This is a genomic window from Pseudomonas sp. S30_BP2TU TE3576 (genome assembly GCF_050436025.1).
Taxonomy (GTDB): Bacteria; Pseudomonadota; Gammaproteobacteria; order Pseudomonadales; family Pseudomonadaceae; genus Aquipseudomonas.
The window spans coordinates 4,086,828-4,098,694 of sequence record NZ_JBNDLK010000001.1 but is presented as its reverse complement, the minus strand read 5'-3'; the positions used below and the strand labels follow the sequence as shown (position 1 = coordinate 4,098,694).

8 protein-coding genes are annotated in these 11,867 nt (G+C 59.8%); 5 read left to right on the top strand and 3 right to left on the bottom strand.

The annotated features are described in order from the left end of the window. Positions 1-41: 41 nt before the first annotated feature. Positions 42-1,706 carry an energy-dependent translational throttle protein EttA gene (gene ettA, locus ABIA48_RS18675; RefSeq protein WP_429490494.1) on the bottom strand — a complete coding sequence of 555 codons (1,665 nt, stop codon included), beginning with the start codon at positions 1,704-1,706 and terminating at the stop codon, positions 42-44. A 283-nt stretch (positions 1,707-1,989) separates the two neighbouring features. On the opposite strand from ettA, the gene ABIA48_RS18670 reads away from it, so the two are divergent. The 5 genes from ABIA48_RS18670 (at position 1,990) to ABIA48_RS18650 (ending at position 10,408) form a co-directional block, all read left to right on the top strand. After that, positions 1,990-5,838: a sensor domain-containing protein gene (locus ABIA48_RS18670; protein ID WP_429490492.1), complete on the top strand. Its 3,849-nt coding sequence runs from the start codon at positions 1,990-1,992 to the stop codon at positions 5,836-5,838. A 223-nt stretch (positions 5,839-6,061) separates the two neighbouring features. After that, positions 6,062-7,315: a serine hydroxymethyltransferase gene (gene glyA, locus ABIA48_RS18665; protein ID WP_007990482.1), complete on the top strand. Its 1,254-nt coding sequence runs from the start codon at positions 6,062-6,064 to the stop codon at positions 7,313-7,315. A gap of 272 nt (positions 7,316-7,587) precedes the next feature. Next, positions 7,588-8,901 carry a C4-dicarboxylate transporter DctA gene (locus ABIA48_RS18660; protein WP_429490489.1) on the top strand — a complete coding sequence of 438 codons (1,314 nt, stop codon included), beginning with the start codon at positions 7,588-7,590 and terminating at the stop codon, positions 8,899-8,901. A 66-nt stretch (positions 8,902-8,967) separates the two neighbouring features. Continuing rightward, positions 8,968-9,672, top strand: a complete 705-nt coding sequence (locus tag ABIA48_RS18655) for a FadR/GntR family transcriptional regulator (protein WP_204934949.1) — start codon at positions 8,968-8,970, stop codon at positions 9,670-9,672. Between the two features lie 25 nt (positions 9,673-9,697). Beyond that, on the top strand, positions 9,698-10,408 hold the full coding sequence (locus ABIA48_RS18650) for a GntR family transcriptional regulator (protein WP_429490487.1): 711 nt from the start codon (positions 9,698-9,700) through the stop codon (positions 10,406-10,408). 121 nt (positions 10,409-10,529) lie between these two features. On the opposite strand, the gene yjiA is transcribed toward ABIA48_RS18650, so the two are convergent. Together yjiA and ABIA48_RS18640 are read right to left on the bottom strand one after the other, a co-directional pair. Then, a complete protein-coding gene (gene yjiA / locus ABIA48_RS18645; RefSeq protein WP_429490485.1) occupies positions 10,530-11,501 on the bottom strand; it encodes a GTPase in 972 nt (323 codons plus the stop codon). A gap of 162 nt (positions 11,502-11,663) precedes the next feature. Further along, positions 11,664-11,861, bottom strand: coding sequence for a YbdD/YjiX family protein (locus ABIA48_RS18640; RefSeq protein ID WP_007895266.1), 198 nt, complete (start codon positions 11,859-11,861; stop codon positions 11,664-11,666). Positions 11,862-11,867 lie beyond the last annotated feature (6 nt).

Sequence of the window (11,867 nt, the reverse complement as noted above, 5' to 3'; positions counted from 1 at the left end):
AACGGAGCCCGAAGGCCCCGCTCTTTGCAACCAACCCGAAATCAGGCCAGCTTTTTGTACCGCACCCGGTGTGGCTGGGCAGCCGCTTCGCCGAGACGCTTTCTACGGTCGGCTTCGTACTCGGTGTAGTTGCCTTCGAAGAACACCGCTTGCGAGTCGTCTTCGTACGCCAGGATGTGAGTCGCGACGCGGTCAAGGAACCACCGGTCGTGGGAGATCACAATGGCGGCGCCCGGGAAGTCCAGCAGGGCTTCTTCCAGGGAACGCAGGGTTTCAACGTCGAGGTCGTTGGACGGTTCGTCGAGCAGCAGGACGTTGCCGCCCTCCTTCAGGGTCAGGGCCAGGTGCAAGCGACCGCGCTCACCACCGGACAGGTCCTTGACGAACTTCTGTTGATCGCCGCCCTTGAAGTTGAAGCGACCGACGTAGGTCCGCGACGGGATCTCGTAGTTGCCGATGCGGATCTGGTCGGAACCGTCGGAAATCTGCTGGAACACGGTCTTGCTGCCGTCGAGGTCTTCGCGGCTCTGATCCACGCAAGCCAGTTGCACGGTTTCGCCGACTTCGATGCTGCCCGAATCCGGAGTTTCCTTGCCCATCAGCATGCGGAACAGGGTCGACTTACCGGCACCGTTACCGCCGATCACGCCGACGATGGCGCCTTTAGGCATGGAGAACGACAGGTTGTCGATCAGTACGCGGTCGCCGTAGCCCTTGGTGACGTTCTTGAATTCGATGACCTTGTCGCCCAGGCGTGGACCGGCCGGGATGTAGATCTCGTTGGTCTCGCTGCGCTTCTGGAATTCCTGCGATTGCATTTCTTCGAAGCGTTGCAGACGAGCCTTGGATTTCGACTGGCGGGCCTTGGCGCCTTTGCGCACCCACTCCAGCTCTTCCTTCATGGCTTTTTCGTGGGCCGACTGCTGCTTGGATTCGGCAGCCAGACGATCGGACTTGGCTTCAAGCCAACCCGAATAGTTGCCCTCGTAAGGAATGCCCGCGCCGCGGTCGAGTTCCAGAATCCAGCCGGCAACGTTGTCCAGGAAGTAACGGTCGTGCGTGATAGCAACCACGGTACCCGGGAAGTCGTGCAGGAAGTGCTCGAGCCATGCAACGGAGTCGGCGTCCAGGTGGTTGGTCGGTTCGTCGAGCAGCAGCATGTCCGGTGCGGACAGCAGCAGACGGCACAGGGCCACACGACGCTTTTCACCACCGGACAGGTGTTCGACCTTGGCATCCCAGGCCGGCAGACGCAGCGCATCGGCGGCGACTTCCAGCTGACGCTCCAGGTTGTGGCCGTCGCTGGCTTGCAGGATCGCTTCGAGCTTGGCCTGTTCGGCGGCCAGCTTGTCGAAGTCGGCATCCGGATCGGCATAGGCCGCATAGACCTCGTCCAGGCGGGCCTGGGCGTCCTTGATCACGCTGACCGCTTCCTCGACCACTTCACGCACGGTCTTGGCCGGATCCAGTTGGGGTTCCTGCGGCAGGTAGCCGATGTTCAGTTCCGGCATCGGGCGGGCTTCGCCTTCGAACTCGGTGTCGACGCCAGCCATGATTTTCAGCAGCGTGGACTTGCCCGAACCGTTGAGGCCGAGCACGCCGATCTTGGCGCCGGGGAAGAACGACAGAGAAATGTTTTTCAGGATTTCCCGCTTCGGCGGAACAACTTTGCCCAGCCGATGCATGGTGAATACGTATTGAGCCATGGAGAACCTAGGGTCAGTGACTGATGAATGAATAGGGTACAGGCGATGCCTGGCCAGGCTGTGCGCGTCGTCCGATTGAGAGTTTTCAATGCAGGCGCGCTGAAAAAGCCTAGGAGCTGGAACGCTCCCGCGTAACCGGCAAAGCTACCTTAATGACCGATGGCAGTCCAGCCGACGGGCAGGGACTGGCACTTAGCCACAACTCAAGGCATGCTAGCCGCCCTTCGGGCGTCCGGCTTATAGTGCACGTCGCGCCAGTCCAGCCAAACCGCAGGATTACAGCTTGTCCAATGTCCCTCCGCCCCTGATTTCCAGCGCGCCGGCCACAGCGCCCGGCTCCCCCCTGCGCGGGACCTTGAAGGGCGCCTTGGCGACACTCGTATTATTGCTGCTGGCACTACTGTTCTGGCAGTTGCTCGATCAATTGCGCGAAACCCAGAAGAACCAGCGTCAGTACACCATCGACTACACCGCCGATCTGGCCGCGCAGGTCAGTCTGAACATGGCGCTCAACGCGCAGATCGCCCTCAACCTGTTGCCGATCGTCGAGCAACCGCAAGACGCCGATGAACTGCAGGCGCTGCTACGCAAACTGCAACAGTCGCTGCCTGATTTGCGCAGCCTGGCTTTGCTCAGCCCCTCGGGAAAAGTCATCCGTGACAGCGCCCCCGACAGCGATGACAGCGACTACCTGGGTGAACTGATACGCCGCAGCCACGCCCAGGCGCACTACTTCAGCAATGCCACCGACGGTTCTGTCGTGCATTTACTGTTACATCAGGCCAGCGGCAGTTCCCGCGGCTACTGGGCCTTGCGCCTGGCGCCCACCTTCTTTTCGTCCTTGACCAAGCAAAGCGATGCCGGCGGTCGCCCGTTGTGGCTGGTGGAAAACCGCATCAATCACCAGATCGTCAGCCGCGACGAAGTGCTGCCCTCCGTCAATCGGGGGACACTGACCACCGACGATATTGCCAACAGCGTGCTGACCGTTCCGTTGAGCAACAGCGATTGGCAACTGCGCGGGCTGTTCGACCGCCAGCGAGTGCTGGAAGAACTGTTACCGGCGTTCATCGGCAAATGCCTGCTGGGCCTGGCGTTTTCCATGCTGCCGTTCGTCGCCTTGCTAAACACGCGCCGGGGTCAGCGCCAGTTGAATGAAGGCCGCCGACGTTACCAGGACATTTTCGAAGGCACCGGCGTGGCCCTTTGCGTCCTCGACATATCCGGGCTCAAGGTTTTTTTCGACAAGGCACAATGGCAGGGCAGCGAACAACTGCACGCGTGGCTGGCGATTGCGCAACAACGCCAGCAACTGCTGCAGGAACTGCGGATCACCGAGGTCAACCAGGTCGCGCTGCAACTACTGAATGTCGATAGCGCCGACAAAGCCTGGAAATTGCTGATCGACGGCCATCCGCAGGACGGCACCGCCATCGGCAACCAGGTGCTCGACGCGGTGCTCAACCAGCAGCAACAGCTTGAGCTGGAAATAAAAATCCAGGACGCCAGCGGTCGCGACCAGCACCTGTGGCTGGTGCTGCGTCTGCCGCAAACCCAGGACGACTATAAAGCAGTGATCCTGAGCATCACTGATATCACCAGCCGCAAGCTCATCGAACTGTCACTGCAGGAGCGCGAAGGGTTTTGGTCGGACGTAGTGCGCACGGTACCGGATCACCTGTATGTGCAAGATGTGATCAGCCAGCGCATGATCTACAGCAACCACCATCTGGGCCAGACGCTGGGTTACAACCGCACCGAACTGCAACAGATGGGCGAATACTTCTGGGAAATCCTCCTGCATCCCGAAGACGCCAACTATTACCATCGCTCCCGCCAGGTCCAGCGCCAGGCCGGTTATCACCAGTTGATGCAGTGCCAGTTGCGCTTCCGTCACCGGGACGGCCAGTGGCGACGCTTCGAGATTCGCGAGCAGGCACTGGCGCGGGACAACGAGGACCAGGTCACGCGGATCATCGGCGTGGCCAAGGACATTACCGACCAGATCGAAGCCAGCGAATCCCTGCGCGACAGCGAGCAGCGCTACCGCATGCTCGCCGAAAGCATCAGCGACGTGATCTTCTCCACCGACAGCCGCCTGAACCTCAATTACGTCAGCCCTTCGGTACAAGCCGTGCTGGGTTACGACGCCGAGTGGATTTTCCAGAACGGCTGGCAATCGACCATCGCCAACCCGCAACAACTGACCGGCATCTATCACCTGATGGAGCGGGTCAGCAAAGCGCTGGATAAACCGGACCAACTGACGCTGTTGCGCAGCCAGGTGCAAACCCAACTGTTTCTGTTCGATTGCCTGCGGGCCGACGGGCGCAAGATCCCGATAGAACTGCGCCTGGTATTGGTCTGGGACGAGCACGGTGGTTTCGAAGGCGTGCTGGGCGTCGGCCGCGACATCAGCCAGCAACGCCGGGCCGAGAAAGACTTGCGCATGGCCGCCACGGTATTCGAACACTCGACCTCGGCGATCCTGATCACCGACCCGGCCGGCTACATCGTCCAGGCCAACGAAGCCTTCAGTCGTGTCAGCGGCTATGCCGTGGAGCAGGTGCTCGACCAGTTGCCGAACATTCTGACCGTCGACGAGCAGCAGGAAGCCCACCTGCGGTATGTGCTCAAGCAATTGAGCCAGCACAGCACCTGGGAAGGCGAAGTCTGGCTCAAACGCCGTAATGGCGAGCATTACCCGGCCTGGGTCGGGATCACCGCCGTGCTCGACGACGAAGGCGACCTGGCCAGTTATGTGTGTTTCTTCAGCGACATCAGCGAGCGCAAGGCCAGCGAGCAGCGGATTCACCGCCTCGCCTACTACGACGCCCTGACGCACCTGCCCAATCGATCGCTGTTCCAGGATCGCCTGCACACGGCACTGCAATCGGCCGAACGGCAGAAGTCGTGGGTGGTGCTGATGTTCCTCGACCTCGACCGCTTCAAACCGATCAACGACTCCCTGGGTCACGCCGCCGGCGACCGCATGCTCAAGGAAATGGCCACGCGCCTGCTGGGTTGCGTTGACGATGACGACACGGTGGCGCGCATGGGTGGCGACGAATTCACCTTGCTCCTGCAACCGCGGGCCAACCGTGAAATCGCCTTGAACCGGGCGATTCATGTGGCCGAGCAGATTCTTGCCAGCCTGGTGACACCGTTCGTGCTCGAAGGCCGTGAGTTCTTTGTCACGGCCAGTATCGGCATCGCCCTGAGCCCGCAGGACGGCAACGAGCTCAGCCAGTTGATGAAGAACGCCGACACCGCGATGTACCACGCCAAGGAGCGCGGCAAGAACAACTTTCAGTTCTATCAGGCAGACATGAACGCCAGCGCCCTGGAGCGACTGGAACTGGAAAGCGACTTGCGCCATGCCCTGGAACAGAACGAGTTCGTGCTGTATTACCAGCCGCAGTTCAGCGGCGACGGCAAACGCCTGACCGGTGCCGAGGCGCTGTTGCGCTGGCGTCACCCGCGTCGCGGGCTGGTGCCGCCGGGGGATTTCATACCGGTACTCGAAGAGCTCGGGTTGGTGGTGGATGTCGGCGACTGGGTGATCAGCGAGGCCTGCCGTCAACTCAAGGCCTGGCATCAGGCCAGGGTGCGGGTGCCGAAAGTGTCGGTGAACATCTCCGCGCGGCAGTTCTCCGACGGCCAACTCGGCACCCGGATCGCCACCATCCTCAAGGAAACCGGCCTGCCGCCGGCGTGCCTGGAACTGGAACTGACCGAAAGTATCCTGATGCGCGAAGTCAGCGAGGCGATGCAGATCCTCGATGGTCTGAAAAACCTCGGACTGAGCATTGCGGTTGACGATTTCGGCACCGGCTACTCATCGCTCAACTACCTCAAGCAGTTCCCTATCGACGTGCTGAAAATCGACCGCACCTTCGTCGACGGCCTGCCATCGGGCGAGCAGGATGCGCAGATCGCCCGGGCAATCATCGCCATGGCCCACAGCCTTAACCTGGCGGTGATCGCCGAAGGTGTGGAAACCCACGAGCAGCTGGATTTCCTGCGTGAGCATGGTTGCGATGAGGTGCAGGGTTACCTGTTCGGGCGACCCATGCCGGCCAACAAGTTCGAAGGGCAGTTCAGCAATGATGCGCTGTTCATGTTCGACTGAAGCCTTGCGGTGATGCGGGCGGCCCCTTCGCGAGCAAGCCCGCTCCCACAGGGGAACGCATTCCAAATGTGGGAGCGGGCTTGCTCGCGAAGAGGCCCGCACAGTCACCACTGATCCCGTCATGAAGCCCGCTTGTCTGCGACATGATGTCGTTTCATATGCCATCTAAAACCCATTGGGTTAGAATGCCCCCCTTTTCCGCCCCCGATCCCTGAGGACCGCCATGTTCAGCCGTGATTTGACTATTGCCAAGTACGACGCCGATCTCTTTGCCGCCATGGAGCAAGAAGCTCAGCGCCAGGAAGAGCACATTGAGCTGATCGCTTCGGAAAACTACACCAGCCCTGCGGTGATGGAAGCTCAAGGCTCGGTACTGACCAACAAGTACGCCGAAGGCTACCCGGGCAAGCGCTACTACGGTGGTTGCGAGTACGTAGACATCGTCGAGCAGCTGGCTATCGACCGTGCCAAGGAGCTGTTCGGCGCCGACTACGCCAACGTTCAACCGCACGCCGGCTCGCAAGCCAACAGCGCCGTTTACCTGGCCCTGCTGTCTGCTGGCGACACCATCCTGGGCATGAGCCTGGCCCACGGTGGTCACCTGACCCACGGCGCCAGCGTTTCGTCCTCCGGCAAGCTGTACAACGCCATCCAGTACGGTATCGACGGCAACGGCCTGATCGACTACGACGAAGTCGAGCGCCTGGCCGTAGAGCACAAGCCAAAAATGATCGTGGCCGGTTTCTCTGCCTACTCGCAGATCCTCGACTTCCCGCGCTTCCGTGCAATCGCCGACAAGGTAGGTGCCTACCTGTTCGTCGACATGGCCCACGTGGCCGGTCTGGTCGCCGCTGGCGTCTACCCGAACCCGGTTCCATTCGCTGACGTCGTGACCACCACCACCCACAAGACCCTGCGCGGTCCGCGTGGCGGCCTGATCCTGGCTCGCGCCAACGCCGACATCGAGAAAAAGCTGAACTCCGCGGTATTCCCGGGCGCCCAGGGTGGCCCGCTGGAGCACGTGATCGCAGCCAAGGCGATTTGCTTCAAGGAAGCGCTGCAGCCTGAGTTCAAGGCTTACCAGCAACAAGTGGTGAAAAACGCCCAGGCCATGGCCAGCGTGTTCATCGAGCGCGGTTTCGACGTGGTTTCCGGCGGTACTGAAAACCATCTGTTCCTGCTGTCGCTGATCAAGCAGGAAATCTCCGGTAAAGACGCCGACGCCGCTCTGGGCAAAGCGTTCATCACCGTGAACAAGAACTCGGTGCCAAACGACCCTCGCTCCCCGTTCGTCACCTCCGGCCTGCGCTTCGGCACTCCGGCTGTGACCACTCGTGGCTTCAAGGAAGCAGAGTGCAAGGAACTGGCTGGCTGGATCTGCGACATCCTGGCTGACCTGAACAACGAAGCGGTGATCGATGCCGTTCGTGAGAAGGTCAAGGCTATCTGCAAGAAGCTGCCGGTGTACGGCGCTTAATCAGCCGGCTAGACCGCAGTCATGAAAAACCGGCCAGTGATGGCCGGTTTTTTTTCGTCCGTATTTTTTAAATCGGCAAAAGGCTCTAATCCGGGGATTTCAATCAACTGGTAAGACCGGTCATGCCAATTTCTTAATTTTTGCTTGCGAACACCCAAAAACAGCGCCTAGACTGCGCCTGCACTGGACATACCGGTAAGACCACAATAATTAAGCCCTGAAGCTGATACGCGCAGCGTACGGCAGCCAGGACACCGACCAGGATTCCTCCCATGCTCAGATGGTGCTCGCGTTCAATCTTCCTCCAAGTGGTTCTCGGACTGGTGCTCGGCATCGTCTGCGGGCTGACCCTTCCCGAATACTCCGCTCAGCTCAAACCACTCGGTGACGGCTTTATCAAGCTGATCAAAATGCTCATTGGCCTGATCGTGTTTTGCGTGGTGGTCAGCGGCATCAGTGGTGCCGGCGACCTGAAGAAGGTTGGCCGTATCGGCCTGAAATCGGTGATCTACTTTGAAGTGCTGACCACCATCGCTCTGGTGATCGGCCTGGTGTTCGCCTTCAGCACCGGCATCGGCAGCGGCGCGAACATTCATCTGGAGCAGCTTTCCACCGCCGACATCGGCGATATCGCCCAGCGCGGGCAGCATATGCACACCACCACGCAGTTCCTGATGGACCTGATTCCGACGTCTGTGATCGGCGCCTTTGCCGATAACAACATCCTGCAGGTCCTGTTGTTCTCCGTGCTGTTCGGCAGTGCGCTGAATCTGGTGGGCGAGGCCGCGTCGGGTATTTCGCGGCTGATCAATGAACTCAGCCACGTGATTTTCCGCATCATGGGCATGATCGTGCGCCTGGCACCGATCGGCGTGTTCGGTGCCATCGCCTTCACTACCAGCAAATATGGCCTGGATTCACTGCAGCATTTGGGCAGCCTGGTCGGCCTGTTTTACCTGACCTGCGCAGCCTTCGTGGCGCTGATTCTCGGCCTGGTGATGCGCCTTTCCGGGCTGCGGATGTGGCCGTTGCTCAAGTACCTGCGTGAAGAACTGTTGATCGTCATGGGCACCGCCTCATCCGATGCCGTGTTGCCACAAATCATGCGCAAGCTTGAACACTTGGGCATCGGCAGTTCGACAGTCGGGCTGGTGATTCCTACCGGCTACTCGTTCAACCTCGACGGCTTCTCGATCTACCTGACATTGGCCATCGTGTTCATCGCCAATGCCACCGGTACGCCACTGGCGATGACCGACCTGCTGACCATTTTGCTGGTGTCGCTGATCACCTCCAAGGGAGCGCACGGTATTCCGGGCTCGGCGCTGGTGATCCTGGCGGCCACCCTGACAGCGATCCCGGCGATTCCGGTCGTGGGTCTGGTCCTGGTTCTGGCCGTGGACTGGTTCATGGGCATTGGCCGGGCGTTGACCAACCTGATCGGCAATTGCGTCGCCACCGTGGCCATCGCTCGCTGGGAAAAGGACATCGATGTGCAGCGGGCGAACAAAGTACTTTCCGGTCAGGCGGGTTATACCTTCCAGCCGCGAAAACCGGTGGCACCGGCCCATCAGCAGGATTTCTGAATCAACGGTGTGCCGGCGGCCTTGTCGGCACACCTTCACCACTTTTTAATGCTCATGGAGCGAACAGTGATTACCTCGTCGACCGTTGTAAATTCAGTCGTAGAAAAACTTCGGGCCGCGCTGGCCCGCGGTCAGTGGCGCTCCGGCGACATGCTGCCGGGGCAACGTGAACTGGCCGAACAACTGGGTATCAGCCGTCCGAGCCTGCGTGAGGCCGTCATCGTTCTGGAAACCCTCGGACTGGTGCGCTCGATGCCGGGTAAAGGCGTGGTGGTGCTTGAGACCAATCTCGCCGACAGCCAGGTGCATGACAGCGCAGTGGCGGCAGCGAGCCTGGAAGACGTGCTGCAACTACGCTACACCCTGGAGCCGTTCATCGTCGGCCTCGTGGCACAGTCCATCAGCAGCAAGGAAGTCGGGCAACTGCGCCTTACCCTGATGGACATGCGCGAAGCCCTGGAGGCCAATGATAGTGAAGCCGGCGTAAACGCCTACATCGCGTTCCACGAAGAGCTGTTCACCCTGACGTCGAACCCTATCTTCCAGAGCGTGGTCCAGCAAACCAGCAATGCCCTCAAGCAAAGCGCCGAAGTGTTGCGCAACTCCCCGGAGCACCTGGCCGAACGCCTTGAAGAAAACGAAGCCGTGGTGCGCGCGATCCGCAGCAAGAACAGCGCCCAGGCCAGCGCCGAGATGCGTCGGCACATTTTGCGCGAAGGCCAGCGCATGGGCATCGAACTGAACATCCCGGAAGACAACCTCGGCAGTTGAAACCTCTTCGAACTGGAGATTGGCCATGAACAGCTTCGCCACAGCGCAATCACTCACTGCCCTGCCCTTCCCTCGACAAAGCTTCGGGAAGCCGTTGGCGGACGATCTTTATTCACAGATCTTCGACGCCATTCTTGAACGGCGCCTCCTGCCGGGCAGCCGCTTTACCGAAGACAGTCTGGGGCAGATGTTCGGTGCCCGCCGAAGTGAAATTCGTAGCGTGCTGACGCGCCTGGCCCATCAGCAGATCATCGTCCTTCGCCCCCATCACCGCCCTCGGGTCGCGGTATCGGATATCGAGCAAATCCGGCAGACGCTGCATGCCCGGCGGTTGACCGAAATCATGCTGGTGCATCTGGCCAGTCAGCGACCTCTGGATTTGAAGCCTCTTCGCGAAATAATTGATCAGCAACGTCAATGCCTGGACTTCGGCCAGCGTGGCGCAGTGCTTCGGTTGTCCGGTGAGTTCCACCTGCGATTGGCAGCCATGGCGGAGAATGCACCGTTGGCGCATTTTCTCGGCAGCCTGGTTCCAATGACCGCGCTAGCACTTGCGCAGTTTGATGGACAAATAGAGGATTATTGCGCGTGGCAGATGCATACCCAGATGCTGGATGCGCTGGAGTGTGGAGATGCAGCAAAGGCGCAAGCCTTGCTGAACCGGCATCTGGATTGTCTGGAAGAAATATTGTTAAGCCTGAAACCTGTGCAAGTCCAACATCGTGTTACTAGTTAGATCACCTTCGCGAGCAAGCCCGCTCCCACAGTTGACCGAGCTCATTCAGGACAATCGCGGTCAACTGTGGGAGCGGGCTTGCTCGCGAAGAGGCCCTTTCAGAAACTGAAAAACACCAGCCTTACTCCGCTGCAACCCGTGCAAACCCCTCACGAATCTTCTCTTCCGGCAAATCGTCAGCAATAAACACGATCACGCTTTCACGCGATTCATCGTCAGCCCACTCCGTGTCCCAATCGAATCCGTACAACTTCAGGACACCCTGAAACACCATCCGCCGCGGCTCGCCCAGGATGTTCAACACGCCCTTATAGCGCAGCAACTGCTTGCCATGCTCCTCCAGCAGTTCGTTCATGAACTCGCTGAGCTTGTCGATATCCAGTGCCTTGTCCGTGCGCAGCACCAGGCTGGAAATACGGTCGATGGACGGTGCCTGGCTGACTGGTCGCAAACTCACACCGCCACCGAGGTCGGCATTGAGGTTGAAGCCGCGTACATCGAGCAGTTCGGCGAGGTCGATCCTGCCGTGGTCAACCACGCGAATCGGGGCGCGACGGTTGATGCGGGTCAGGCGCTCGCTCAACGCCGTGAAGGTCGGCTCGTCCACCAGATCGCGCTTGCTCACCAGCAAGCGGTCGGCAAAACCGATTTGCGCCTGGGCGATGGTCTGGGTCAGGTGCAGTTCGGCGTGGGCCGCGTCCACCAAGGTAATGATGCCATCGAGGATATAGCGCTCGCGCAACTCCTCATCAATGAAAAAGGTTTGCGCCACGGGTGCCGGGTCAGCCAGCCCCGTGCACTCGATCACCAGGCGGTCGAAGGCGATGTCGCCCCGGTCCAGACGCTCGAGCAACAGATAGAGGGCCTTGGTCAGGTCCGTATGGATGGTGCAGCAGACGCAGCCATTGGACAGCGTCATCACTTGCACCGGTTCATCACCCAACAACTGGGTGTCGATGCCGGCGTCGCTGAATTCGTTCTCGATCACGGCGATTTTCAGGCCATGCTCGGCTTTGAGCAGATAGCGCAACAGGGTGGTCTTGCCGGCGCCGAGGAAGCCGCTGAGGATCGTGACCGGGATGGGAGAGGACAAACTGGATCTCCTTTTTCACAAGATGAAAACACAACACAAAACAAATGTGGGAGCGGGCTTGCTCGCGAAGAGGTTGTGTCAGTCGACATGAATGTTGAATGACACATCGCTTTCGCGAGCAAGCCCGCTCCCACAGGGATTGCTGTTAATCCGACAACCGGATCAACAGCACTTCGGCCCACCCTTGCCACCGTAACGGGCTTCCTGACGCTCCCGAAAGAACATCTCATAGCTCATCACCGGTTTGTCCGGGTGTTTGGTCTGCATATGCTCGACGTAATTGTCGTAGTCGGGCATGCCGACCATCAGGCGCGCAGCCTGACCGAGGTATTTACCGAGGCGACTCAAGTCATTGAACATGCTGCA

Bases quoted from the DNA above. Each gene is read 5' to 3' on its own strand.
- glyA (WP_007990482.1), top strand. From the start codon at position 6,062: ATGTTCAGCCGTGATTTGACTATTGCCAAGTACGACGCCGATCTCTTT.
- ABIA48_RS18660 (WP_429490489.1), top strand. From the start codon at position 7,588: ATGCTCAGATGGTGCTCGCGTTCAATCTTCCTCCAAGTGGTTCTCGGA.
- ABIA48_RS18650 (WP_429490487.1), top strand. From the start codon at position 9,698: ATGAACAGCTTCGCCACAGCGCAATCACTCACTGCCCTGCCCTTCCCT.
- ettA (WP_429490494.1), bottom strand. From the start codon at position 1,706: ATGGCTCAATACGTATTCACCATGCATCGGCTGGGCAAAGTTGTTCCG.
- ABIA48_RS18640 (WP_007895266.1), bottom strand. From the start codon at position 11,861: ATGTTCAATGACTTGAGTCGCCTCGGTAAATACCTCGGTCAGGCTGCG.